The sequence below is a fragment of the Streptomyces californicus genome (assembly GCF_000717645.1).
Classification (GTDB): domain Bacteria; phylum Actinomycetota; class Actinomycetes; order Streptomycetales; family Streptomycetaceae; genus Streptomyces; species Streptomyces californicus.
Genome location: NZ_JNZZ01000001.1, coordinates 434,899 through 460,618 on the forward strand (window position 1 = coordinate 434,899; position 25,720 = coordinate 460,618).

Below are 25,720 nucleotides of genomic sequence, written 5' to 3' on the forward strand. Positions count from 1 at the left end.
GCGGCGGCTTCGATCCTCAGTGTGACCGGTGGCGTTTACGGGTTCAACAGCGCCTCGGCGAAGGACCGATATACACCTGTCACGTGTATCGCGTTCGAGTTGCGCCAAGCATGGGGCCGAAACGTTTCGGTGCAGGTGAGGCACGGAGTGACGCTGCTGGAGCGAGGACCGACCGGCCGGTACGGACCACCACGGCTGGCGGAAACAGGATGCGTCCCGTCCCGAATGGCGGAAAGCCTGCGCATCATTTTCCGGACACCGTTCACACTCCTTGGCCGCCACCCCGACCGGGAACCGACGGACAGCGCCGCGAAACCCGACGACCGGAGGGGGCGCCGACCGGTGAAGGTATAGCGGCGGCAAAGGTGCGAGCCCCCATATGTGGTCCACACATCCATCCGGGTAAGCCCGGAAACGGCCGGAAGACCTGCTTCGCATCCCGTTCTTCATCCAGCGGCAACACGTGGTGGCGAAATTCTCACCAGGCGTTCACACGGGAGTCCGGGGCACCCCCCCTCGGCCGTCGGCCCGGCAGAGGGCGCCGGGGCCGCCGCGGGAGACGCCGCCCCCACGGCCCGGAGATGGGCCCATCCGTCAACTCGGCGCGCCACAGCGGATTTTCCGCACGGCGCGCGGACACATCGACGCCGCGACCCGAGGCGCGAAAGCGCTGGTCGGACACTGGTCGACCGCAGCGGGTGTCCCCTCAGCCGGTCCTCAACATCCGTCTACTTATGGCCACTTGCGACCGGAATCAGACCGCTCGCATGCGATCGATGCACAGATTTTTCGAAGATTCACTCGTCCACAGGTGCACACTTCGGCATAGGATCAAGCCGCGCCACAGGGGTGTCTTCTGCCCCGTGGGCCTCAACTCCCCCACCCATGAAGGCTTTCCGTCCCTCCGTACGGCTCCACACCCCCCACGATCCGTAAACAGGTACCCGCGTGTCACCGATATTCCAGCCCGGCCCCCACGACGGAGCCGCGCGGTGAAGATCAAGCGTCGCCTCGTCCTTCTCGTCGCCGCCCCGCTCGCCGTGGCCGTCGCCTTCTCGATCCTGGCTCTCGTGCCCGCCACGGACCGGGCGATCCAGGCGGGACGGCTGACCTCCATGATCGAAGTCGCCGACGGTGCGGCCGATCTGGCCCACCGGCTCCAACGCGAACGGGCGGCGGCGACCGCCCTCGTCTCCGGACAGGGAAGCGCGGAGGAGTTCCGTTCACGGACGGACGCCACCGACCTGAGCGTCGCCCGCTTCCACGGCAGGGCCAAGGGCCTCACCGCCGTCCCCGGCAGCGCCGCAGGCGCCCTGGAGCGGATCGACCGCTTCGTCGAGGAGATGCCCGGCCTGCGCGCCCAGGTGCGTTCCGGCAGCAGCACCGTCTCCGCCCTCGCCTTCGGCTACCGCATCGTGATCGCCGACCTCACCGCCTACCGTGACGGCATCGCCCAGGCGGACGGGGTGGACGCCGACATCGCGGACCGCGTCCGGGCCGCCGCCGCCCTGTCCGAAGCCGCCGAGCACACCGCCCAGCAGCAGGTCACCGTCGCACGCGCCCAGGCGGCGGGCGGCTTCACCACCGCCTCGCGGCGCACCTTCGACGCCGCCCGGATGGGCTACACCGAGTCGATCGGCGTCCTGTACGACCTCGGTCCCGGCGCGTGGCGGACCTGGCTGGAGCGGACCCTGTCCGGGGCGAAGGCCCTGGAGGCCCGGCGCCTGGAGGACACGATCGGGCGGACGGAGGCCGGCCGGGAGATCACCGTCTCGCCGGAGCAGTGGCGGAAGGCCGCCGACGACCGGCAGGAGCTGCTGCGCTCGGTGGAGAAGCGGGTCGACGCGGCGGTCCTCTCCGAGGTCTCCGACGTCCGCGCCGGCCTCGTCCGGACCGCCGTCGCGGAGGTAGCGCTGGTGGTGCTCACCCTGATCGGCGTCGTCGTCGTGGCGATCCGGCTCGGCCGGGTCATGCTCCGGCGGCTGCGCGATCTGCGCAACGCCGCGCGCGAGGTCGCCCACTCCGGTCTGCCCGCAGTGATGAACGAGCTGTCCCGGCCCGGGGCGCTGCGCGGAGCGACGCCCGAAGAGGTGGCGCGGCGGTCCGGCGACCCGGTCAGGACGACGGGCCAGGACGAGATCGGCGAGGTCGGTGAGGCGTTCAACGCCGTGCACCACGAAGCCGTCCGGCTCGCCGCCCAACAGGCTCAGACGCACGAGCAGTTGGCCGAGACCCTGGTCGGAGTCGCGCGCAGGGGCGCCCGGTTGACCGCCGTCATGGTGTCCGAACTGGACACGGTGCAGCGCGACGAGGCCGACCCGGTGCGTATGAAGACCCTCTTCGCCCTGGACCACCTCGCCGTGCGCATGGAACGCAACACCAACAACCTGCTGGTCCTGGGCGGTTACGGGAACGCCCGGGTGCGCGCCGCGGATGTCGGCTGCTCCACCGTGATCGTGGCGGCGGCGCAGCAGATCGAACGGTTCGATCGCGTCTCGCTCGGGGTGATCGAGTCCGGGATCGGCATCACCGCCCGCGCCGTGCACGACGTGGCGCACATCCTGGCGGAGCTGCTCGACAACGCCACCCGGTACTCGCCGCCGGACAAGCAGGTCGGGGTCGCCGTCTGGCGGCTGTGGGACCGGGCCGTCGTGCAGGTCGTCGACGAGGGCGTGGGCATCACGCCGGAGCGCCGCGCGGTCCACAACGCGGCGCTGCGCGAGCCGCAGGCGGGCATCGGGGACGTCCGCTCCATGGGGCTGCACGTGGTGGCCCGGCTCGCGGCACGCCATGGCATCGTTGTCGAGCTGCGCGACTCCTCGGGTCCCGGCACCATCGCCGAGGTAACGCTGCCCGCGAAGGTGCTCGCCGCGGACTTCACGGAGGCCGAGGCGCCGCCCACGGGCGGGCCCGCCACGGCCTCCGCCCCCGCCTCGTCCCGGCCGCTCGCCGCGCCCGGGCCCCAGGACCGCCGGCAGCCGGTGCGTACGGGCGGACGGCCCGGCCGCGAGGGCACCCCGATCGGCGCGGGCATCGGTACGGGGGCCGGCGCCGGGAGGGAGCACCGGGCCGACCCGCCCGGTCACGCCGGGCCCGGTGACGGCGGTACGCGGGAGGCCGGCGCGGCCGCGCCGCACCCCGTGCACGACGAGCACGCGTCCCGTATCGCCGGGGTCAGCGCCTCGGGGCTGCCCGTACGGCAGCGGCGGGCGCCTCAGCAGTGGCCCGCCGCGGGCCGCAGGGACGAGGCCGAGCAGCGCTCAGGCGGCGGCACCAAGCGACCGTCGTCGCCGCGCCGCCGGGATTCCCGGCAGGTCTCCGACGTACTGGCGGCCTACGCCCAGGGGATCAACCGGAGTACGAACCACCGGGGGCGTTCCGCCCCGGACGACACCACCGAACGGACCGAGAAATGACCACCTCCTCCGACCTGAGCTGGATCCTGAGCGATTTCGCCGGGCGTCTTCCGGAAGTCACCCAGGCGATAGCCGTGTCCGTGGACGGACTCGCGCTGGCGTACGCGGGCGTGGAACGCGACGACGCCGAACGGCTGGCCGCCATCGCGTCCGGCGTCGTCAACCTGCTCTCCGCAGCGGCCCAGTTGACCCGGACCGACCCGGTGGAGCACAGCCTCACCGCCATGGAGGGCGGCTACATGTTCTCGATGGCGGTCTCCAGCGGGGCCTCGCTGCTCGTCACCACCACCCGGGACGCGGACATCGGCGAGGTCAGCTACATGATGTCCGAACTGATCAACCAGGTCGGCGACTCGCTGTCCCCCCAGGTGCGCGACACCGGCGTCCCCTCGCCGCGCTGACCGACGGCCGCACCGTCCGGCGGGCCGACGCCCGCCCCTCCCCCACCGATGCTCCCGGCGCGCCCCCGCGCTCCGGGAGCCCGAACCCCTGATGAGAGCCCTCATGTTCCCCTTCACCGCCCCCCGCCCGCCCCGTCGCAGAGCGCTGTTCCGGCCGGCAGGCGCCGCCGCGCTCGCCCTCGGGCTGGCCGCCGCCACCGGTTGCAGCAGTGGCGGCGGAGCCTCCGACGACACCGTGAAGGTCGGCCTGGTGGCCTCCCTCTCGGGCACCTACGAGCCGGTCGGCACGGAGCTGCGGGACGGCTTCAAGCTGTATCTGGACACGCACGGCGGCAAGTTGGGGGGACGGAAGGTCGAGCTGATCGTGGCGGACGAGGGCGACGGGCCGCCGACCGCCGTGCCGGCGGCCACCAAGCTGGTCAAGAAGGACAAGGTCGACGTGTTGACCGGCCTCGTCGGCGGCGGTTCGGTCAACGCGGTGCTGCCGCTGATCCAGCAGGCCAAGATCCCCCTGCTGGGCTCCAACGCCCGGCCGCCGGTGGAGGACATCGAGTACGTCTGGACGACGAGCTTCCTGTCCGACGAGCCGGGGCGGGCCATCGCCCCGTACATCAAGGAGAAGGTCGACGGGCCGGTCTACGCGATCGGGCCGGACTACCAGGGCGGCCACGACGAACTGCGCGGCTTCACCGACGAGTTCAAGCGGATCAAGGGCAAGCTCGCCAATCCGGGCGGCGAGACCACCTGGACGCCGTTCCCGAAGACCACCAACTTCATGCCGTACTTCGCGGAGATCGCCAAGACGGACGCCAAGGCCGTGTACTGCTTCTACGCGGGCAAGGCGGCGATCGACTTCGCCAAGCAGTACGCCCAGTCGGACATCGCCGATCTTCCGCTGTACACGGCGTTCGTGACCGAGGGGAGCGTGCTCCAGGCGCAGGGACCGGCGGCGAAGGACATCTACTCGGTCCTCAACTACGCGGCGGACCTGGACAACGAGGCGAACCGCACGTTCGCCGCCGACTGGACGGCGAAGCACGACACGCAGCCGACCACGTACGCGATGGCCTCGTACGACGCCGCCGCCGTGCTGGACAAGGCGATCGCGGACGCGGCGAAGGACGGCGACGTGACGCCGCGGACGATCAACAAGGCCATCGCGGGTCTCGGCCAGATCGACAGCCCGCGCGGCGCCTGGGAGTTCGGCGACAAGGCGCACTCGCCGGTCCAGACGTGGTACCTGCGCCAGGTGCGGCCGGACGGGGCCCAGTTGGCGAACGTGATGGTCCAGGACCTGGCCACGCTCGGCAGCTGACATGGACCTCCTCGATGCCCATCTCGTACCGGCGGTGGACGGGGTGGCCTTCGGGCTGCTGCTGTTCGTGGTCGCCGCCGGGCTGAGCCTCGCCTTCGGCACGGCCGGGGTGCTGAACCTGTCGCACGGCACGCTGTACGCGATCGGCGCCTACACGGGCGCCGAGTTGAGCGACGGCACCTGGGGCGGCCTCGCCCTCGGGCTGGCCGCCGGGACCGCCGCGGCGTGCCTCGCCGGGGCGGGCCTGTCCGCGGCGACGGCTCCGCTCGCCCGGCGTGGGCATCTCGCGCAGGCGCTGCTGACGTTCGGGCTCGCCCTGATCGGCGGCGATCTGCTCATCCAGCTCTTCGGGGCGGACGAACTCCCGGTCCGCGTACCGGAGATGCTGGACTCCTCGGTGTCGCTGCTGGGCCACCGCTACCCGGCGTACCGGCTCTGCTTCATCGTGATGGCCGTGGTGCTGGCGGCGTTCGGGACGTGGGTGCTGACCCGGACCCGGATGGGCGCGGCGGTACGGGCCGCCGCCGACGATCCGGAGATGCTCGCGGCGACCGGCCACAACCCCCGGGCGGTGCACACCGGCGTCCTCGCGGCGGCGGGCGCGCTGGCCGGGGCGGCGGGGGTGCTCGGGGCCCCGATCATCGGCCCCGGCCCCGGGACCTCCGAGAACGTGCTGATGCTCTCGCTCGTGGTGGTCGTGCTCGGCGGGCTGCGTTCGCTGTGGGCGACCTTCTTCGCGGCGATCGCGGTGGGCGAGGTGCAGACCCTGGGGGTCGCGGTGGCGCCCGCGCTGGCCCCGTACCTGCTCTTCGCGGCGATGGCGGCCGTGCTGGTGCTCCGCTCCCGTTTCGTGGAACCGGCGACGGCGCACGGCTCGGGACCGTCGTCACCGGGCCCGGTCGCGCGGCTCCGGGAGCGGGTGTCCGGCTGGGCCGCCCCGCTCTCCGCCTGGTCCGGCCGGCTGCCGGGCTCTCCCGCGTGGCGGCGGGCGGCACCGCCGCTCGTGCTGCTCGCGGTCCTCGTCGCGCTGCCGGCGCTGCTGGACGCGTACAGCATCTCGCTGGCCGGTTCCGCGCTGGCGCTCGGGCTGCTCGCGGTCAGCGTCACCGTCCTCACCGGCTACGCGGGGCTGCCGACGCTCGGGCAGACCGCGCCGTTCGCCGTGGGCGCGTACGCCACCGCGAACCTCGCGGAGGCCGAGTGGACCGTCGGCCCGGTGCAGCTCGTCCTCTCCGCGCTCGCCGCCGCCGTGTTCGCCGCGGTGGTGGGGCCGGCGGTGATCCGGGCTCGCGGAACCACCGTCCTGATGATCACGCTCGCGGTCGGGGAGCTGACCGGTGCGGTCGTCAACCAGCTCAAGTCCGTCACCGGCGGGGCCGACGGGCTCGTCGGCTTCCCGGCCACGCGGGCGTGGTGGGGCGGGCCGGAGCTGGCCGAGGAGAGCGAGCTGTACGCCTACGCGCTCGTCGTCGCGGTCGTCGCCGTCGCGCTGACCCTGCTCGTCCTGCGCTCCCCGGCGGGGAAGCTGCTGACCGGCACCCGGGGCGCCGAGGCCCGGATGCGGGCCTCCGGCCATCCGGTGGGGCGCTACCTCCTGGTGGCCCACATCGGGGCGGGCGCGCTGGCCGGGGTGGGCGGTTCGCTGATGGTGACCGTGCAGCAGTACCTCGCCCCCGCCGACGTCGGGTTCGAGATCGCCGCGTTCGCCCTGCTGGCCGTGGTCATCGGCGGTACGACGTCGGTGGTCGGCGCGCTGCTGGGCGCGGGGCTCATCGTGGCGACCCGGGACTGGGTAGCCGGTTCCTGGCCGGGCCACGGGCCGCTGCTGCTCGGCGTGCTCTTCGTCGCGGCCGTGTACCTGCTGCCGCGCGGCCTGGCGGGTCTGCGCGGGGACCGGCCGGGCGGCGGGGGCGGGCGGCCGTCCGCGCCCCCGGTGAGCGAGGGCCCGCCACCGCCCGGGCCTCCCTCGCGCGACGACCAACCCCCGTCCCGGCCTCCCGTGCGCGACGACGGGCCCGCGTCCGGGCCTCCCGTACGGGAGGGCCGACCGCTGTCCGCTCCCGCCCCGAACTCCGCCGGGAAGGTCTCCTCATGACGTCCGCTCCGCCCGCGGCGGCACCTCCGGTCCTCGCCCTCGACGGGCTCACCCGCCGCTACGGCACGCTCACCGCCGTGGACGGGGTGAGCCTGCGCCTCGTGCCGGGCGCCCGGCACGCCGTCATCGGCCCCAACGGCGCGGGCAAGACCACCCTGCTCAACCTGATCGCGGGCACGGACCGGCCCGACCGCGGCGCCATCGCCCTGGACGGCGCCGACATCACCCGCAGGGGAACGGCCGCGCGGAGCCGTCTCGGCATCGCCCGCAGCTTCCAACAGCCGTCAGTGGTGACCGAGTTGTCCGTGCTCGACAATGTCGTCCTGGCCGGCTGGACGCACGGTCCGCGACAACGCGGCGCCTGGCGCAGGCCGTCCCTCCACCGGTCGCGTCAGGAGACGGCGGTACGCCACCTGGAGGCGGTCGGCCTCGCGGACCTCGCCCACCGGCCGGCCGGCGCCCTCTCGCACGGGCAGCGCCGCATGCTCGACCTCGCCGCCGCGCTGGCGGGCGACCCCCGGCTGCTGCTCCTGGACGAGCCGGCGGCGGGGCTCACCGACGCCGACATCGACCGGCTGCTCGGCATCGTCGGCGGTCTGCCGCCGGCCGTCGCGGTGATCCTCGTCGAGCACCATGTCGAGGTGGTCGCCCACCTCGCCACCGACACCACGGTGCTGGCCTCCGGCCAGGTGGTCGCCACCGGCCCGACGCGGGAGGTGCTGGCTCGTCCCGAGGTCCGCGCGGCGTACCACGGTTCCGCGTCAGCGGCGGTTCCGGGGGCTTCCGGGCCCTCCGACGGCTCCGGCGCCGGGCACGTCCCGACCGTCTGCCCGTCCCCCACCGACGCGAGAGGATGACCGGGCCCCGATGCTCGAACTCACCGGCCTGACCGCGGGCTACCACGGCGGCACCGTGCTCCACGGCCTCGACCTGACGGTCGACGCCGGTTCGGTCCACGCCGTCGTCGGCCACAACGGCGCGGGCAAGACCACCCTCGTTCACACCGTCGCCGGGCTGACGCGCCCGAGCGCCGGGACCGTGCGCATCGACGGCCGCGAGGTGACCGGGCAGCCGGCGCACCGGCTCGCGCGCGCCGGGATCGGTCTCGTGCCGCAGGGGCGGCGGGTGTTCGCCGGGCTCACGGTGGAGGAGCACCTGCGGCTGTCCCACCGCCCGCCGCGCCGGGGCGACACCACGCGCCCCGGCGTCTGGACCCCGGCGCGGGTCCTGGAGCTGCTGCCCCGGCTGGGCGAACGGCGGACGAACCGGGGTGCGGACCTCTCCGGCGGCGAGCAGCAGATGCTGGCGCTGGCCCGGGCGTTGCTCGGCTCGCCGCGGGTGCTGCTGCTCGACGAGCCGACGGAGGGCCTGGCGCCGGTCCTCGTACGGCAGGTCCACGAGCTGGTGGTGACGCTGGCGGCCGAGGGGCTCGCCGTCCTGCTGGTCTCCCCCAGCCCCGCCCAGGCCGTCGCGTGCGCCCGTACGCTCACCGTGCTCACCTCGGGGCGGATGACGCTGCGCATGTCCGGGGAGGACGCCCGCGCCGACCCCACGGCGCTGCGCGCGGCGCTGGAGCTGACGGCGGCGGGCACGGCGACGGACAACGGCTGAGCGGCACCCCCGGCCGGATCGGGCCCGGGCGCCGGTGCGGGGGGGCGGGCCTTCTCGTCCCGCCCCCGTTCGTCTCGCGCCTATCCGGCCTTCATGCTGTGGCCGCCGAAGCCGCTGCGCCGGTCGGAGCCGCTGTTCTGCCGCTGCCACCACGCGTCGAACCCGGCCTGGTCCATGGCGGTCCAGTCGGGGGTGTTCTCGACCTGCGCGTCACCCATCCGGCGGGCGAGCGCGACCATCGCGGCCCCCACGGGCCCGCGCCCGGCGTTGTAGCGCTCGAGGACCTCCTTCCAACTGCTCCCGGCCTTCCAGGCGGCTTCCAGTGCCGTGGCGTCCTGGAGCGCCTTCACGCTGCCGCCGCCGATGTGCGGCCGGGCGACGCTGGCGGCGTCTCCGACGAGCACCATCCGGCCGGAGGTGTAGTGCGGCACCTCCAGGTCGTAGATGGGCTGGATGAACGTGGTCTCGGCGGGGGTGCGGAGCACCCGGGAGGCCCAGTACGGGGGGAAGTTGTCGGCGACCAGGGCCCGAAGCCGTTCGGTGAGTTCGGAGTTGAGCCGGCCCGGCGGCAGGGAGGTGGGCGTACGGAGGTCGGGGTGGAGGCCGTCCGCCTCGGGGGGAGCGGTGTAGAGCACCCAGTTCAGACGGTGTCCGCCGCGGCCGTCCGGGATGCGGTAGATCATGCAGTGGCCGCCGGGGAAGACGATGTTGTGCGCGTCCTCACCGTCCGACGGAAGGTCCGCGACGTCCGACGAGGTCCCGCGCCACCCGATGTATCCGGCGTACGCGGCGTCCGCGCCCGGGAACATGGCCTCACGGACGACGGAGCGGTAGCCGTCGGCGCCGATAACGATGTCGAAGCGCTCCTCGTGGCCGTCCGCGAGCCGCAGCGTCACGCCGTCGGCGTCCGGCTCCACCCCGGTGACCACCGCGCCGGACCGGTGGACGACGTCCCCGGGCACCCGGCGGCGCAGTTCGCTCCACAGGGAGCCCCAGCTGTAGGCGCGGAACGGGAACGGCTGTTCGCCGACGACGCGCCCGTGCTCGGCCTCGCCGTCGCGCACGCTCCACAGCCGCCGGGTCAGCGGGGCCCAGGGCATCTCGGGCGCCACGTAGCCCGCCTCCCGCAGCTCGTCGTACCGGTCGCTCTGAAGAGCGATCCCCACCCCTCTGTCACGGAGCCGGTCATCGGCACGTTCCAGAACGGTGATCCGCTCGGCCCCGCCGCGCGAGGCGGCGAGAGCCGCCGCACATCCCGCGATACTGCCGCCGACCACGGCGATACTGCCTCCACGCACGACTGGCACTCCACTCACTCGGTGTCCCGGGCAGTGCTGCCGCCGACCGGAACGCCGGCGCCGCGACAGCGCAGACAGCCGCAAAACACCTCGTACCAGCGGCTGTTGACCCGAAACCTACGGTCAGGATCCGGGCTGGATCCTATCGGGGGCTCGCCTTCGGCCTCCGCCCGCCCGGCCGCACGGACCGCCGACGGGGGAGCCTGTCCGTCAACCGCCCAGGATCCACCTGGCCGCCGCGATCGCGCCCAGGACCAGCGGCGGCGCCAGCCACCAACGGCCCATGGCACGCCGGACAGTCGGCGGGGCGAGCGTGAGGAGGAGTCCGAGCGCGCAGGCCGCCAGGGCGAGGAAGCACATCAGGGCGATCGCGCCGTACGCGTCGGTGTCCCAGCTCCCGGAAGGGCGGGTGATGAGCGCCGCGTGGCAGCAGAGGGCCGCGGCCGCGTAGAGCAGCGTCAGCGGGACCGCCATCACCCGGCGCAGACAGCCGTCGTCACCCCCGGCCGCGGGAGCGCCCTCGAACGGCATGCGCTCCCCCTTCCCGCCATCGCGATCGGGCGCCGCGCGGTCGGGCACGGCCCCGGCGCGTGATCTTAGCGGCCCCCAGCGGCCGGACTCCGGAAGCCGTGGCAGGTCCGTATCAGCGGTGGGACGCCGGGCCGCGCCCACGCGTGGGCGACCGGCCGCCTCGGCGCCCCACATCACACCTATTCGCACACTTGCTCGAATAGAGTTACGCTCCCCCCATGGCCGTACACCTGCAAAGCTCACTTTTCGACCAGGAGGACGAGGTCTCCACCCGCCCCTTGCGCGGCATCCAGCGCACCGATCTCGGGCACGGGGCCTGGATCGACGTACTGCCGCAGTGGCTCCGGGGCGCGGACACCTTGTTCGCGTCGCTGGTGCGCGACGTCGGCTGGCGGGCCGAGCAGCGCGTCATGTACGAGCGCGTCGTGGCGGTCCCCCGGCTCCTGGCCTTCTTCGGCCGGCGCGACCCCCTGCCGCACGCCGCGCTGGAGGCCGCCCGCACCGAGCTGAGCAGGCACTACGCGGGCGAGCTGGGCGAACCGTTCACCACGGCCGGACTCTGCCTCTACCGGGACGGGCGCGACGGAGTGGCCTGGCACGGGGACACCGTCGGCCGGGGCGGCACCGAGAACACCATGGTCGCGATCCTCTCCCTGGGAGCCCCTCGGCACCTGGCGCTCCGGCCGCGCGCGCCCGGCCCCGCCCCCGTCCGCAGGCGGCTCGGCCACGGCGACCTGATCGTCATGGGCGGCAGCTGCCAGCGCACCTGGGAGCACGCGGTCCCGAAGTCCGCACGGGTGACCGGGGCCCGCGTCAGCGTGCAGTTCCGGCCGGACGGGGTGCGCTGACGGCGCGGGGGAAGATCGCGTTCCGCGGGGCCGGCCACGATCAGGGCGTCAGGATGATCTTTCCGTCCAGGTGGCCGGCTTCGGCGATGCGGTGGGCCCGGGCTGCCTGCGACAGGGGCAGCACGCCGTGGATGCGCCGGGTCAGCGTCGCGTTCTCGTGCAGTGCGCCGACGGCCGCGAGGGCCTCGGCGGTGCGGTCGTCGGTTCCGCCCCCGGACGAGAAACGCACGCCATGGGCTCGGGCTGCCACGGGGTCGGCGAGGGTGAGGACGTGGTCGGGGCTGCCGGTGAGGTCGACGGAGTCGCGCAGGACGTCGGCTCCGGAGGTGTCCAGGGCCTTGTCCACTCCGCCGGGCGCGAGGGCGCGTACCCGCTCGGCCAGGCCGGCGCCGTAGATGGTGCCTGCCGCGCCGAGACCGGTGAGGTGGGTGAGGCCGGCGGCGGAGGCGGTGCCGATGACGCGGGCGCCGCGGGCGAGGGCGAACTGGACGGCGAGAGTGCCCACGCCGCCCGCCGCTCCGTGGACGAGCAGCATCTGGCCCGCGCCGAGGTCGAGTTCCTCCAGCGCCCGCCAGGCCGCCTCGGCTGCGACGGGCAGGGCTGCGGCGTGGTGCCGGTCCATGCCCTGCGGGATGGGGGCGAGCCGGCGGGCGTCGGCCAGGGCGAGACCGGCGTAGGTGTGGGAGGCGGCCCCGAAGACCGCCGCGCCGGGTGCGAGACCGCGCACGCCGGGGCCGGTGGCTTCGACGGTGCCGGCGAGTTCCAGGCCGGGGACGTGGGGCAGGTCCAGGGGCATGAAGGCGGCCATCGCTCCGCTGCGGAGCTTGAGGTCGAGGGGGTTGACCGTGGTGGCGTGGACGCGGATACGGACCTGCCCGGGGCCGGGGTCGGGTACGTCGGTGGCGGCGGGCTCCAGGACGTCCGGGGCCCCGTAGGCGGCGAAGGCGATGGCATCGGTGTGCATGATCAGGTGCTTTCTGTGGTGCGCCGACGGTCGGCGAGGGGCGAAGGGGCCACGGCCGGTGCGGACGTGGCGGGCGGAACGCGCCGATCGGGGCATGGCCCGCTCAATCGGGGTGCGGAGCCGACGCGTCCTACGCTCCCCAGCCTCCCGCCGGGACGCCTACGTCCGGCCCCTCCGAACGGGCGGTTCGCCCCCTTCTCGCGAAGGGGGCGGCCGTCGTGGCGCTGTTCTAGCCTGACGCCATGAGCACCATCGACTGGTCGAGTCCCGCCTCGGTCACGTCCGCGCTCGCGGACGTCCAACGGGCGCCTCTCGGCGACGTGCTGCGCCGCCTGTCCGCGCTGGTGGCCCCGCTCGTGCCGCACACCGCCGCCGTTCAGCTCACCGGCTTCTGCGGCCACTCCCCGCTGAAGGCCCACGGAGGCGACGACACCGCCGAGGCCGTCACCGGCGCTGATCTGGACAGCCTGGCCCCGCAGGTCCCGGTCGGTGCTCCCTGGCGTGGCACCGCGCACCTGGGCGGGGCCGACCGCACCGTCACCGCCGTGGCCGCAGCGGCCCCCGACGGCGACGGGTCGCTGCTGGTGCTCATCGGAACCCCCGCGGACCCGCTGCCCTCGGCCGCGGCGGAACTGCTCCAGAGCATCTGGGACCTCATCACCGCGCACCTGCTCCACCGGGCCCTGGATCCCGAACCCGCACAGCTCGCCCGCTCCCGCGCGGCCTCCGGCGAGCGCCGGCGCGTCACCGCGGAGCTCACCGGTTCCCACTCCGTCACCCTCACCGCCCTGCTCGCCACTCTGCGCTCCCGGTCCCTCAGCGACGTGGCGGCCCGGCAGACGGCCGCCGACCTCGCCGCCTCCGCGCTCATCGATCTGCGCCGTGCCGCGCGGGAGGACCCGGCCGACAGCGATGCGCGCAGGGTCTTCGAGGACCTCACCGCCGAACTCGGTCCGATCAGGCGCTACAGCGACGTCCGGCTCAGCCTCCGCCCGCCCGAGACGGACCGGTCCATTCCCTCGGAGACCGTGTACGCCGCCCGGTCCGTCACCCTCACCGCCGTGCTCGACGCGTTCGCACAGGACACGGTGCGACGCGTCCACATCGGATGGGGACTCGGCGACAACGCCCTCACCGTCACCGTCCGCGACGACGGTACGAACACCCGCGCCGACACCGGCACCGCCGCCCGGCGACTCCACCGAATCGCCGCCGCCGCGGGCGGTGAGGCGGCCCGCGACACCGAACCGGAGTGGGGGACCACCGTCACCGCCACCTTTCCCCTGGACCCGGCGGAAGCCGCCGCACCGAGCCCGCTCGACGGCCTCGCCCCCCGCGAACTCGACGTCCTCACCGGCCTCGCCCGGGGACTGAGCAACCGTGCCGTCGCCGAGGAACTGCACATCGGTGAGACCACCGTGAAATTCCACGTGCGCAACATCCTGAAGAAGCTGGACGTCTCCTCCCGCGGGCAGGCCGCAGCCCTCGCCCGGGACGCCGGTCTCACCCCGCCCCGTCAGCCGTGACGCCCTTCGCACCACACCGGTAGGGACGAACGGCCGCGGCAGACAGGGGGCATCGCGTTCACACGGAGTGGCGGCGGCGAGCGGCACGGCCCGGGGCGAGAGGGCATGCCGACCGACATCACCGCGCGCCGGGTTGCGGGGCGGGCCCGGTTCACGGCCGGAAGCCGGGGCCGGATCCCGGTGACGCTGCCGGGGAAGGGGTGGCCCCTCTCGCCGAAGCGTGTCGCCACGGCCCGGTGGCGCCCGCGCGAACTGACGGCCGCCCGCCGCATGTTCACCGTCGCCGGAGCGGTGCCGCACCCGACCGCACCCATGACGTCCGTGGAATCCGAGGCCGGCTGTGGTCACGCGCCACTTTGTTGACAACCCAACAGAGTTCGACTTAGGTGTGCCTTACCTAAGTCGACTGGGTGTTCATGGTTCTGGTCACCGATGCCGAGAAAGGTGCTCATCTCATGAGTGCTGCCCCCTCCACCCGTACCATCGCCCGCGCGGGTCTCGCCGCGTTCGCCGCCGCCGCGCTGGCGGTGGGCCTCGCCTCCCCCGCCGCCGCCGCGACCGGCACCCGTACCGTCTCCGAGGGCGGTACCACCTACAACCTGTCGCTGACGGCCCCCGACACGGCGGCCGCCTCCGGCGCCAACATCACGGTCTCCGGCAGCGGTTACAACACCGGCCAGGGCGTCTACGTGAGCCTGTGCGTGGTGAACGGGGCCCAGGGCGCCAACAAGCCCTCGCCGTGTCTCGGCGGGCAGGACGAGTCCGGCACCACCGGCGCCTCGCACTGGGTGTCCGGCCTCGGCGGCGGCCTCCCCAACACCTCGCCGTACGGCGCGGGCGGCACCTTCAGCGTCCGGATACACGTCAAGGCCGACCTCGGCGGCGGCAACGTCTGCGGCGAGACCGTGGAGTGCGCCGTCGTGACCCGTGCCGACCACACCGACACCAACGACCGCAAGTACGACGTCCACACCCCGATCGACTTCGTGTAGCGGCCGCGGTCCCACCGGACCACTTCAACTCCCCAACTCGCCAGCGCTCGACCACTCGACCGTGCCCTGTGGCGGTCGGTCCGCTGGACGGTTCCACCCCTGCGCCCGGTCCCGGCAGCTCGTGCCGGGGCCGGGCTCCGACGCGTCGCGACGAGGAAAGCCATGACACCCACTCCGGACACCGCCCCCGGCACCGCCCCCGGCGCCCCGCCCGGCCGCCGCAGGCCCGGACGCCGGACGGCGGGCAGCGCCGTCGTCGCCGCCCTGCTCCTCGCCGGGGTCCCGGCGGGCCTCGCGGCCGGCGCCGACGCGGGCGGCCCGAAGACCGCCACCGGCCCCAAGGGCCAGAAGCTGACCGCCTCGGTCACCACCGCACTCGACCCGGCCGGCCAGAAGGTCCGGATGACCGGCGAGGGGTACGGCCTCACGTCCGGCATCTACGTCGCCCTGTGCAAGGACAACGGCGACAACCGGACGCCCTCCCCCTGCCTCGGCGGCGCGGACATGACCGGCGGATCGAAGACCTCGCAGTGGATCGTGCCCCCGGGCGACCCGTACGAGGGGGATCTCGCGCTCGCCTTCGGGCCCGGCGGAAGCTTCGACGTGGAGCTCGACATCACCGCGAAGGGCGACGGCCTCGACTGCGCGGAAGTCGCCTGCGCCCTGGTGACCCGGGCCGACCACCGTGCCGCCGGCGACCGTACGCAGGACGTCCGCATCCCCGTCGCCTTCGCGGCCCGACAGCCCGGCGAACCGGGCGGCGAGGGCGTCGACGTACCCGCCGGAACCGTCGCGTACAAGGCCGCCGCCGACTTCACCTCGGCCGGCAAGCCGCTCGACCTGCTGCTGCACCCCGACTCCAAGAAGCTGTACGTCGGCGCGGACAACCTGCCCGACACGGCCGACGTCGACGAGCGCGGCCTCCACGTACTGAACCCGCAGGACGGCACATCGGAGAGTTGGATCAGCCAGGCCCCCGGCTCCACCGGCGCGCTGCGGGCCTCCGCCGCCGCCCGCATCGCGGGCCCGCTGCCGGGCGACGGCGTCGTCTACACCTACCCGCTGCGAGGCGTCGGCAGCGCCAAGGCCGGCGACAAGGAGGCGGCGGGCGTCTGGCTCCCCGGGTCCACCATCACCGACATCGCGCCCGGTACGGCACCGGAGACGGTGCTGGTCGCCCAGGGCGCGAAGCTCTCCGAGGTCGAGCGCGCCACCGGCGTCGCGACCCGGACCCTCACCCTGCCGGGCGGCACCCGGTTCGCCGTCGATGCCGGGCGGGGCGTGGTCTGGTACGGCGACTTCACGGCCGGGAAGCTGCACCGGGTGGACCTCGCCGCGTTCGCGGTCACCGGGACCTTCGACCTGCCGGGCGGGCCGGGCCTGGCCGGATTCGTCGAGGCCGACCCGGCCACCGGCGCGGTGTGGGTCGGGGTGGACCGGTCCGTGCTGGTCTTCGACGCGGCGGGCAAGCTGGTCAAGACGCTCGTGGGCGGGGATCTGGCGCGCGCGGCCGCCTTCGACCGGGCGACCGGGCGGGCCTTCGTCGTCCGGCAGGACGGTGGGGACCTCTCCGACCCCGCCAATGACAACAACGGCACGCTGACCGTGTACGACACCACGGACTTCTCCGTGGCCGCGCGGGAGCTGTCGCTGCCCGGCAACCACTCCCAGGCGGGGGCCGCCTCGCTCGCCGTCGAACCGGGCGGCGCGACCGTCTTCGTGGCCAGCCCCGCCGAGGGCAAGGTCACCAAGCTGGTCCGCCAGGTGTCGCCCCTGGTGACCCGCGGGCCGGCCGACCTCACCGCGGAGGACGGCGAGGAGGTCACCCTCACGGCACAGGCGGAGGCCGTCCCGGAGCCCGCGGTCCGCTGGCAGGTCAGCGCCGACGGCGGGCAGACGTGGAAGGACGTCGAGGGCGCCACGGGGACGGCCCTGGCGTTCACCGCGCGGGCCGCGCAGGACGGCCACCGCTACCGCGCCGAGTTCCGCAACGACGTCGGCGCCACCCGCACCGCCGCGGCGACCCTCACCGTCACCGCGGCGACCGGCGGCGGAGAGACGGACGGCGGCACCGGAGAGCCGTCAACGGGCGGTAACAGCAAAGGTGGTGACAGCACGTCGGCGACCGGCGGCACATCGGGCTCCGAGGGCGGCACGGAGTCGGCCGGCGGATCCTCCACCGGGGGCTCCGCAGACTCCGGCCCCACCGGCACGACGGGCGGCGCCGGGGCCACGGTCGGCGGCGCGACCGGGGACGGCTCGGGGACCGCCGCCACGTCCGGCGGCGGCAGCCTGGCCGCCACCGGAACCACTGTGATGTCGGCAACTCTCGCAGCACTCGCCCTCGTTGGCGGCGGCATCCTGGTTCACCGGCGCGCCAGGAGGCGCGCGGAGGGCGCACTCTGACGTCACGGCGTCCCGCGCGCGCCCTCCACCATCGGCGCGCACGGACGAACCCCCTGGCCGGGCACACCTCCCGCCAGGGGGTTCGTACGTTCACGCCGGGACTCGGCGGAGCCGGAGCCTCCGCCGATCGCCCGCGGACGTCGGCGGGCACAAGCGCTTGCCGAACCGACGAACCGTCAGCAACCATGCTCACGCGGCGACATCGGACGGTTCCGGCCGATCGGAGAAGTCTGGTTCGAGCCGTCTGAACTTCACGGGAACTCCAGCGAAATGGCACGTGTGTGGATATCGTGCACCGAGCGAGGGCGCATCCGTCAGTCCACGGGATCGGCGGATGCGTCCTGTTTGTGGGGGTGCGACTGTGACTGGGGGGTTCATGGGGCATGTCGAAATACCCGATACCGACCTGTCCGGGCCGGTGGGGCTCCGGGGCGCGCCGCGCCCCCGGGACGCCGCCTCCCGGAACCGTACAACGGCCGCGCTGGAGCGGCAGTTCCGGGCCCCGACGGCCCGGCGCGACGGGACGCTCCGCGCTCCGTTCCGGCGCGGGTTCGCGCCCGGAGCGGCGCTCGTCCCGCTGACCGACATGCTGGGGCTGGCCGCTCCGGCCGGGCTGCTGCTGCGCGCGGGCGACCAACCGCGCCCACTGGCCGCCGCGGCGGTGGCGGGGCTGCTGTGGGCCGGGCTGCGCGCGGCCCGGGGGCGGTACGCGGCAGGGCCGGGAGCCCGGCAGGGTGGCGCGGCCGGAGCGGTCGGGGACTGGCTCGTCCTGCTCGGCCTGCTGGCCCTGCTGCACACGGCGGCGGGCAGCCCGGTCGATCCGGCCACGGCCGTCGTGGCCGTCGCGCCGGGTCTCCTCGTCACCGCCGTGGCGACGGGGGTGCGCACCCGGCCGCGCGCCCCGAGCCGGGTCCGCAGGGTGCTGCTGGTGGGTGAGGCGTCCGGTGCGGAGCGGGCCGCAGAGCTGCTCACCTCCCGGACGGACCACGACTACCGGCTCGTCGCGGCCATACCGGTGGGCCCCGGCCCGTTGGAGCTGGCCGGGGTGCAGATACCCGGGCGGCTGGGGTCCTGCCCGGCCGACGACGACGTGACCACGGTGCTCGGCGGGGTCTACGCCCATGCCGCGGACCTGGTGCTGGTGGCCCCGGGGCCACAGATGACCGGAGACCGGCTGCGCCGGCTGGGGTGGGGGCTGCACGACGGGGGCGTCGCCCTGTCGGTGGTCTCGGAGCTGTCCGGCGTGGCGGCCGAGCGGGTGCGTCCCGTCACCGCGGCGGGGCTGACCCTGTTGCACATCGCACCGCCGCTGCGCCGGGGGCCGCAGGCGGCGGCGAAGGGCGCGCTGGACCGCGCGGGGGCCCTGTTCGGGCTGCTGGCGCTGGCGCCGCTGCTTCTGGCGGTGGCGCTCAGCGTGCGGCTGTCCTCGCGGGGGCCGGTCTTCCACCGGCAGGTCCGGCAGGGGCGGCACAACCGGCCGTTCACCATGTGGAAGTTCCGCACGATGGTGGCGGACGCGGAACAGCTCAAGGCGCGGCTCGTCGCGGCCAACGAGGTCGACGGCCCGCTGTTCAAGATGCGCCGCGACCCCCGGGTGACGCCGGTCGGGCGGATGCTGCGGCGGACGTCGATCGACGAACTCCCGCAGCTCGTCAACGTGTTGCTGGGTCATATGTCGCTGGTGGGGCCGCGTCCTCCGCTGCCCGAGGAGGCGTCGCGCTACGACGAGCGGGAGCACCGCCGGCTCGCCGTCAAGCCGGGTCTCACGGGCCTGTGGCAGGTGAGCGGCCGTTCCGACCTGTCGTGGCAGGAGACCGTGTCGCTGGACCTGTGGTACGTCGACAACTGGTCGGTCGCCGCCGACCTGGGACTCCTCGCCCGCACCGTGCGCGCCGTCGCCGACGGTCGCGGGGCCTACTGAGAGCGGCGGGGGTGCGGATGCGAGGAGCGCCACGGATGTGCCGCCGCGAGGTGCCTCGCGGCGGCGAAAGGTCACTTCCGCGTCGGGAGCCGGTCCAGCCACCAGGCGTAGGTACGGGCGATGCCGTCGCGCAGCGGGATCTCCGGCGTGAAGCCGAGGGAGGTGAGGCGGGTGGTGTCGAGCAGCTTGCGGGGCGTCCCGTCGGGCTTGGAGGCGTCCCACTCGATCCTCCCTTGGTATCCCGTCACTTCCCGTATGGTCTCGGCGAGTTCGCGGATGGTGAGGTCCTCGCCGCAGCCGATGTTGACGGGCTCGTCCCCGTCGTACGCCTCCAGCAGACGTACGCACGCGGCGGCGAGGTCGTCCACGTGCAGGAATTCGCGGCGCGGCGAGCCCGAGCCCCACAGGGTCACCGCGGGCGCTCCGTCCCGGCGGGCCTCGTGGAAGCGGCGGATCAGGGCGGGCAGCACGTGCGAGGTCTCCAGGTCGAAGTTGTCCCCGGGCCCGTAGAGATTGGTGGGCATGGCGCTGATGTAGGAGGCGCCGTACTGCCTTCGGTAGGACTGGACCTGGACGATCCCGGCGATCTTGGCCAGGGCGTACGCCTCGTTGGTGGGCTCCAGCTCCCCGGTGAGCAGGGCGTCCTCACGGATCGGCTGGGGCGCGAGCCGGGGGTAGATGCACGACGAGCCGAGGAAGAGCAGCCGCTCGGTCCCCGCCGCGTGCGCACCGGCGATCACGCTGAGCTGGATGCGCAGGTTGTCCTCCAGGAACTGCACCGGATACGTGCTGTTGGCCATGATCCCGCCCACCTTGGCGGCGGCCAGCACCACGACGTCCGGACGGACTTCCTTGAGATACGCCCCGGTCCGCGCGGCGTCGCGCAGATCGAGGAGGTCGCGGCCGCGGGTGACCACCTCGTGGCCGTCGTCGGCGAGGCGGCGGGCCACCGCCGAGCCGACCAGACCGCGGTGGCCGGCGACGAACACGCGGGAGCCGGGCCGCAGTAGGGGGCGGGCGGATTCCTGGGGCAGGACGGGGAGTTCGGTCGTCATGGCTCGGATTGTGCCAGCAGAAAGGGACCGCGGCGACACTTCGCCGCAGAACGCTCCATTTCCGGAATATCGGTGAAACATCGCCGCCGAGGCGATCAGCAGAGAAGGGGGAATCGTGGCGAAGACCGCGCTCATCACCGGGGTGACCGGCCAGGACGGTTCGTATCTGGCGGAGTTGCTGCTCGACAAGGGCTACACGGTGCACGGGCTCATACGCCGTTCCTCGAGCTTCAACACCGAGCGGATCGACCACATCTACCAGGGCCCCGAGGAGCCGGAGCGCTCCTTCGTCCTGCACCACGCCGACCTGTCCGACGGGGTGGCGCTGGTGAACCTGCTGCGGGACATCCAGCCCGACGAGGTCTACAACCTCGGTGCGCAGTCGCATGTGCGGGTGTCGTTCGACGCCCCGCTGTACACCGGTGACGTCACGGGGCTCGGCACCGTGCGGCTCCTGGAGGCGGTGCGAGCCAGCGGCATCCAGACCCGGATCTACCAGGCGTCGTCCTCCGAGATGTTCGGCGCCAGCCCGCCCCCGCAGAACGAGAAGACGCCGTTCCACCCGCGCAGCCCGTACAGCGTGGCGAAGGTCTACTCCTACTGGGCCACGGTCAACTACCGTGAGGCGTACGACATGTTCGCGGTGAACGGCATCCTCTTCAACCACGAGTCGCCGCGCCGGGGTGAGACCTTCGTGACCCGGAAGATCACCCGGGCCGTCGCCCGGATCAGGGCGGGGCTCCAGGACCGGTTGCACCTGGGCAATCTGGACGCGGTCCGCGACTGGGGGTACGCGCCGGAGTACGTGGACGCCATGTGGCGGATGCTCCAGTGCGACACCCCCGACGACTACGTGGTCGCCACCGGGGAGGGCGTCAGCGTCCGGCAGTTCCTGGAGTTCGCCTTCGAGCACGCCGGACTGGACTGGGCCGAGCACGTGCGGTACGACCCGAAGTACGAACGCCCCAGCGAGGTCGACGCGTTGATCGGTGACGCGTCCAAGGCCGAGGAGCTGCTGGGCTGGAAGCCCGCGGTGAAGTCGCGCGAGCTGGCCCGGATCATGGTCGACGCCGACATCCGCCGGCTGGAGGACCAGCTCTCCGGGGCCGCCGTCCGGGTCGACAGGTGACCGGGCCCGGCCGTCGCGGGCCCGGCGCCCGGGGCGGCCGGTCCACCGGGCTCCGCAACCGGGCCCCGTCGCCCGTACCGCATCCGCAGGAACGTGTGGCCGCCGCCCCGGACGGGTCAGCGGCCACCCATGGCTCCCGGCCGGCGCCTCCCGCGCCCGAGCCCGGGACGATCACCGGCGCGACCGCCGACTCCACCGACCGCTCGGTGGGGCTCTCCGCGCCGGCCGCGGGCGGGGCTCCGGCCCCGTCCACCCACTCGCTCCGGCCCGCACGGGGGCACACCGCCTCCCGCGCCGGCCGGACGGGGCACCATCCGCGGCCTCTCGGCCGCAGCTCGAATCTCACCTTCGGAGCTGAATGATGAACGGAAGTACGGGGCGGAGAAGCGGAGGACGCGGCCGTGTACGGGCCGCCTCCCTCGCTCTCGGCCTGCTGGCCGGAGCCCTGACCGCGACCGCCGCCGGGGGCTCCCCGGCGGCGGCGCTGACACCACCGGTCGCCATCACCGCGGACGACCTCACCACCTGGCAGACCAACGGCATCGTCTGGTCGATGGCGTCCGGCGACGGCGTCGTCTACGCGGGCGGCACCTTCTCCACCCTGCGGCCCCCCACCGCTGCGGCGGGCACCGACGAACAACCGGCGCTGAACTTCGCCGCTTTCGACGCGACGACCGGAGCGCCCACCGGATGCTCGCTCTCCTTCACGATCTCCTCGGGGACCGCCACCGTTCGCGCTCTGGCGCTCTCCCCGGACGGTGAAACCCTCTACGCGGGCGGCCAGTTCGGAGCCGTCAACGGCATCGGCGTGAGCAACATCGCGGCGATCGACACCGATACCTGCACCGTCCGCAACTCCTTCAAGATCGGGGTCTCCGCGACCGTCCGGGGGCTCGCCGTCACCGACGACACGGTCTATCTGGCGGGCGACTTCACCACGGTCGGCGGGCAGACCAGAAGCCACTTCGCCGCCGTCACGACCGGAGCCTCGCTGCTGCCCTTCACGGCCAACGCCGACGAGGTCGCACGGGCCGTCGAGGTGACTCCGGACGGGCAGAACGTGCTGCTCGGCGGGGACTTCTTCCGGATCAACGGCACGAACACCCACGCTCTGGCCGTCGTCAACGCCACCACCGGTCAACTCACCAAGTCCTACCCGGGGTTCATCCACAACAACTCCACCGTCCAGGACATCACCACGGACGCGACCGGCTTCTACACCGGCAACGAGGGCACCGGCGGCGGGGTGTTCGACGGACGCATCGCGCTGAACCTGAGCGACTTCGAGCAGCGCTGGCGGGACACCTGCCTCGGCGCGACCCAGGCCGTCGCGGTCCACTCCGGGGTGCTGTACAGCGGCAGCCACGCCCACGACTGCGTCAGCATGGGGGCCTTCCCCGACCAGCCGCGCAAGCACCTGCTGGCCCAGTCGGTGAACGACCCCAAGCTGCTGCCCTGGTTCCCGGACACCAACGACGGCATCGGTGAGCCGGTCGGCCCGCGCGTGATGACCGGGGCGAGCGGTGGCGGCCGCGACTACCTGTGGGTGGGCGGCGAGTTCACCACCGTCAACGGCAAGCCGCAGCAGGGACTGACCCGGTTCGCGGACGGTCCCGACACGGGCGCCCCCTGGGTGCCCAACGTCAGCCTGTCCACGCTGACTCCGGGGCGGATCGAGGTCAACTGGCAGACCAGCTTCGACACCGACGACGGTGAGCTGACCTACCGGATCTACAAGGACGGCTCCAACACCCCGGTCCACACGACGACCGGCTACTCGGTCTTCTGGGACCGGCCCCAGCTGACCTGGACGGACACCGACGTCGCGCCGGGCGAGACCCACTCGTACCGGATCACCGCGAGCGACGGCGTCAACACCAGCGCGAAGTCCCCGGCCCAGTCCGCCACCGTGGCCGGATCGACGGAGGCGTACCCGGCCCGGGTCAAGGCCGACGGGGCGAGCCTGTACTGGCGCTACGACGAGGGCGCGTCCACGTTCGCGCACGACAGCAGCGGCAACCTGAACAACGGCTTCCTGCGCAACGGCCCCGCCTACCGGCAGACCCCGGCGGCGATCGCCGGACCGTCCACGGCGATCGGCTTCAACGGCTCCAGCGAGTACGCGTACAGCAACCGGCTGCACGCCGCGCCGTCCCGGTTCTCGCTGGAGACCTGGATCAAGACGACGAGCGACCGGGGCGGGAAGATCATCGGCTTCTCCAACCTCACCCAGCAGAACAGCACCCGCTACGACAAGCACGTCTACATGCGCGACGACGGCCGGCTCGTCTTCGGCGTCCAGAGCGGTGGGTCGCGCACCGTCACCACCTCGGGCGCCTACAACGACGGCAAGTGGCACCACGTCGTCGCCACCCAGGGCCCGCTCGGCCAGGGCATGACGCTGTACGTCGACGGACAGGCGCGGGCGTCGAACATCCTGGTCTCCGGCAACGAGAACTACCCCGGCTACTGGCGGGTCGGCGGGGACAACCTCTCCGGCTGGCCGAACCGTCCGACCAGCAACTTCTTCGAGGGCCAGATCGACGAGACCGCCGTCTACCCGACCACGCTGAGCTCTTCCCAGGTCAGCGCGCACTACGCACTGAGGAACGGCTGATCTCATGAGGAATCCGTTCCTGGCCTGCGCCGCCGTCGTCCTGACGGCGGCGGCGCTGGCCGCCTGCGGCTCGTCCGCGGACGGGAACGACCCGGAGGCCGCGGGCGCCCAGCGCCCCGCGGCCTCCGGGCCCGCCGTCCCGGGCTCCACCGCCGGCGCACCGACCGCATCCACCCCGCCCGCCGCCGACGCCACCGAAGGCGACGGCGGTGACGGCGCGAAGCCGGGGGCCCAGGGGCCGATCGCCAGCGCCGAAGGGCCGAAGACCCCGTCCGACGCGATCACCCCGGCCACCGGGACCTTCACGAAACAGCAGAAGAAGTACCTGGAGGACCGGGTGCCCGAGGGCATGGACCCGGCCGCCGTGCTCCAGACCGGCCAGGAGACCTGCGACAGGCTCCGCTACCTGGTCAAGGCCGACCGCGACACCGCGGTCGGCGCCGTCGCCACCGAGGAGATCCCGGACGCGGCCGCCGCGGTCACCGGGCTCTGCCCCCAGCACCAGGACCTGGTGGACGAGGCGGCGTACGCCTACCCGGACGGCACGCACACCGGGAAGGCGCTCCGCCCGGGCGACTACCGCTCCGTCTCCCCCACCCAGAACTGCTCCTGGGAGATCACCGGGGCCGGGGGCAAGCAGGTGTCGGCCGACACCTCCACCACCGGGAAGTCCCGGACGATCACGATCCCGAAGTCCGCCCGCACGTTCACCTCCACAGGCTGCTACGCCTGGCTGCCCGAAGGAGACCGGGGATGACCGCAGGTACGCCGAAACTGCCCATAGCCGTCGCGATCCCCACGAAGAACGAGGGGCTGAACATCGCGGAGGCGGTGAAGTCGGTGCTCGGCCATTTCGAGGCGGTCGTCGTGGTGGACTCCCACAGCACCGACGACACCGTGAAGATCGCCGAGGAGTGCGGGGCCGAGGTGATCACGTACACCTGGGACGGGGGCCACCCGCGCAAGAAGCAGTGGTGCCTGGAGAACGTCCGCACCGATCTGGACTGGATCCTGCTCCTGGACGGCGACGAGCGGCTCAGCCCCGGGCTGCTGGCCGAGCTGCGGCAGGCGTTTTGCGATCCGGCGGCCCCGAAGCCGGCCGCGTACGACATCCCGCTCGGCTACTGGTTCTCCGGGAAGCGGCTGCGGCACGGATACACCATCCGCAAACGGTCGTTGACCGACCGGACCCGCTGCCACTACCCGGAGGTCGGGGACCTGGAAGCGCCGGGCATCGGGGAGGTGGAGGGCCACTACCAGCCGGTCGCGGCGAGCGTGGGCACGTTCACCCACCCCATCGAGCACCAGGATCTCGACCCGGTGACCGCCTGGTTCGAGCGGCACAACCGCTACTCGGACTGGGAGGCGTGGCTGGAGCACCACCCCCGGGTGAAGGAGCAGGTGCGCCAGGTCAAGTCCCGCCAGGGGCAGTTGTTCCACAAGGCGCCGTTCAAGCCGGTGGTGTCCTTCGCCTACATGTACCTCTACAAGCGGGGCTTCCTGGACGGCCGGGCGGGCTTCGACTTCGCGCTGGCGATGAGCTTCTACCGCTGGCAGATCGCCCTCAAGTCGCGGGAGAAGCCCGCCCGCTGAGC

At 73.4% G+C, this 25,720-nt stretch carries 19 protein-coding genes; 15 read left to right on the forward strand and 4 right to left on the reverse strand.

Annotated features, from left to right (window positions below):
* The first annotated feature begins 992 nt into the window (after window positions 1–992).
* The 6 genes from IF19_RS0101810 (at window position 993) to IF19_RS0101835 (ending at window position 8,838) form a co-directional block, all read left to right on the forward strand.
* A complete protein-coding gene (locus tag IF19_RS0101810) occupies window positions 993–3,416 on the forward strand; it encodes a sensor histidine kinase (RefSeq protein ID WP_030276128.1) in 2,424 nt (807 codons plus the stop codon).
* Window positions 3,413–3,817: a roadblock/LC7 domain-containing protein gene (locus tag IF19_RS0101815; RefSeq protein WP_030114779.1), complete on the forward strand. Its 405-nt coding sequence runs from the start codon at window positions 3,413–3,415 to the stop codon at window positions 3,815–3,817. Before IF19_RS0101810 ends, IF19_RS0101815 begins: the two co-directional genes overlap by 4 nt.
* Window positions 3,818–3,920: 103 nt before the next feature.
* Window positions 3,921–5,132: an ABC transporter substrate-binding protein gene (locus IF19_RS0101820; protein WP_030276126.1), complete on the forward strand. Its 1,212-nt coding sequence runs from the start codon at window positions 3,921–3,923 to the stop codon at window positions 5,130–5,132.
* 1 nt (window position 5,133) lies between these two features.
* Complete coding sequence (locus IF19_RS0101825) at window positions 5,134–7,227, forward strand: branched-chain amino acid ABC transporter permease (protein WP_078580401.1); 2,094 nt, start codon at window positions 5,134–5,136, stop codon at window positions 7,225–7,227.
* Window positions 7,224–8,084: an ABC transporter ATP-binding protein gene (locus IF19_RS01000000134480; RefSeq protein WP_050493740.1), complete on the forward strand. Its 861-nt coding sequence runs from the start codon at window positions 7,224–7,226 to the stop codon at window positions 8,082–8,084. Before IF19_RS0101825 ends, IF19_RS01000000134480 begins: the two co-directional genes overlap by 4 nt.
* Before the next feature lie 10 nt (window positions 8,085–8,094).
* Window positions 8,095–8,838, forward strand: a complete 744-nt coding sequence (locus tag IF19_RS0101835) for an ABC transporter ATP-binding protein (protein WP_030114771.1) — start codon at window positions 8,095–8,097, stop codon at window positions 8,836–8,838.
* Window positions 8,839–8,918: 80 nt separating this feature from the next.
* Here the strand turns inward: IF19_RS0101835 and IF19_RS0101840 are convergent, their stop codons facing one another.
* Both IF19_RS0101840 and IF19_RS0101845 read right to left on the reverse strand, forming a co-directional pair.
* Window positions 8,919–10,136 (reverse strand): FAD-dependent monooxygenase, encoded by a 1,218-nt coding sequence (locus tag IF19_RS0101840; protein ID WP_030114770.1) that lies wholly within the window; start codon window positions 10,134–10,136, stop codon window positions 8,919–8,921.
* Window positions 10,137–10,346: 210 nt separating this feature from the next.
* Window positions 10,347–10,667, reverse strand: coding sequence for a hypothetical protein (locus IF19_RS0101845; protein WP_030114769.1), 321 nt, complete (start codon window positions 10,665–10,667; stop codon window positions 10,347–10,349).
* 218 nt (window positions 10,668–10,885) lie between these two features.
* Between IF19_RS0101845 and IF19_RS0101850 the strand changes: the two genes are divergently transcribed.
* Window positions 10,886–11,515 (forward strand): alpha-ketoglutarate-dependent dioxygenase AlkB, encoded by a 630-nt coding sequence (locus tag IF19_RS0101850; protein WP_030114768.1) that lies wholly within the window; start codon window positions 10,886–10,888, stop codon window positions 11,513–11,515.
* 40 nt (window positions 11,516–11,555) lie between these two features.
* On the opposite strand, the gene IF19_RS0101855 is transcribed toward IF19_RS0101850, so the two are convergent.
* Entirely contained in the window at window positions 11,556–12,479 is a 924-nt protein-coding gene (locus IF19_RS0101855) for an NADP-dependent oxidoreductase (protein ID WP_030114767.1), read from the reverse strand.
* Window positions 12,480–12,721: 242 nt separating this feature from the next.
* Here IF19_RS0101855 and IF19_RS0101860 point away from each other — a divergent pair, with 242 nt between their 5' ends.
* The 4 genes from IF19_RS0101860 (at window position 12,722) to IF19_RS0101875 (ending at window position 19,324) form a co-directional block, all read left to right on the forward strand.
* Window positions 12,722–14,005 (forward strand): helix-turn-helix transcriptional regulator, encoded by a 1,284-nt coding sequence (locus tag IF19_RS0101860; protein ID WP_030114766.1) that lies wholly within the window; start codon window positions 12,722–12,724, stop codon window positions 14,003–14,005.
* A 455-nt stretch (window positions 14,006–14,460) separates the two neighbouring features.
* Window positions 14,461–14,997 carry a hypothetical protein gene (locus IF19_RS0101865; protein ID WP_030187205.1) on the forward strand — a complete coding sequence of 179 codons (537 nt, stop codon included), beginning with the start codon at window positions 14,461–14,463 and terminating at the stop codon, window positions 14,995–14,997.
* A 162-nt stretch (window positions 14,998–15,159) separates the two neighbouring features.
* On the forward strand, window positions 15,160–17,403 hold the full coding sequence (locus IF19_RS0101870) for a hypothetical protein (protein ID WP_030114763.1): 2,244 nt from the start codon (window positions 15,160–15,162) through the stop codon (window positions 17,401–17,403).
* A gap of 376 nt (window positions 17,404–17,779) precedes the next feature.
* Window positions 17,780–19,324, forward strand: a complete 1,545-nt coding sequence (locus IF19_RS0101875; RefSeq protein ID WP_170757217.1) for an exopolysaccharide biosynthesis polyprenyl glycosylphosphotransferase — start codon at window positions 17,780–17,782, stop codon at window positions 19,322–19,324.
* Window positions 19,325–19,395: 71 nt separating this feature from the next.
* Here the strand turns inward: IF19_RS0101875 and IF19_RS0101880 are convergent, their stop codons facing one another.
* On the reverse strand, window positions 19,396–20,379 hold the full coding sequence (locus IF19_RS0101880; protein WP_030276120.1) for a GDP-L-fucose synthase family protein: 984 nt from the start codon (window positions 20,377–20,379) through the stop codon (window positions 19,396–19,398).
* Between the two features lie 115 nt (window positions 20,380–20,494).
* Here IF19_RS0101880 and gmd point away from each other — a divergent pair, with 115 nt between their 5' ends.
* The 4 genes from gmd (at window position 20,495) to IF19_RS0101905 (ending at window position 25,718) form a co-directional block, all read left to right on the forward strand.
* Window positions 20,495–21,508, forward strand: coding sequence for a GDP-mannose 4,6-dehydratase (gmd, locus tag IF19_RS0101885; RefSeq protein ID WP_030114760.1), 1,014 nt, complete (start codon window positions 20,495–20,497; stop codon window positions 21,506–21,508).
* A gap of 358 nt (window positions 21,509–21,866) precedes the next feature.
* Window positions 21,867–24,125 carry a LamG domain-containing protein gene (locus IF19_RS0101895; protein ID WP_030114758.1) on the forward strand — a complete coding sequence of 753 codons (2,259 nt, stop codon included), beginning with the start codon at window positions 21,867–21,869 and terminating at the stop codon, window positions 24,123–24,125.
* 4 nt (window positions 24,126–24,129) lie between these two features.
* On the forward strand, window positions 24,130–24,882 hold the full coding sequence (locus IF19_RS0101900; protein WP_030276118.1) for an Rv1352/Rv1906c domain-containing protein: 753 nt from the start codon (window positions 24,130–24,132) through the stop codon (window positions 24,880–24,882).
* Entirely contained in the window at window positions 24,879–25,718 is an 840-nt protein-coding gene (locus tag IF19_RS0101905) for a glycosyltransferase family 2 protein (protein WP_030114757.1), read from the forward strand. Before IF19_RS0101900 ends, IF19_RS0101905 begins: the two co-directional genes overlap by 4 nt.
* Window positions 25,719–25,720 lie beyond the last annotated feature (2 nt).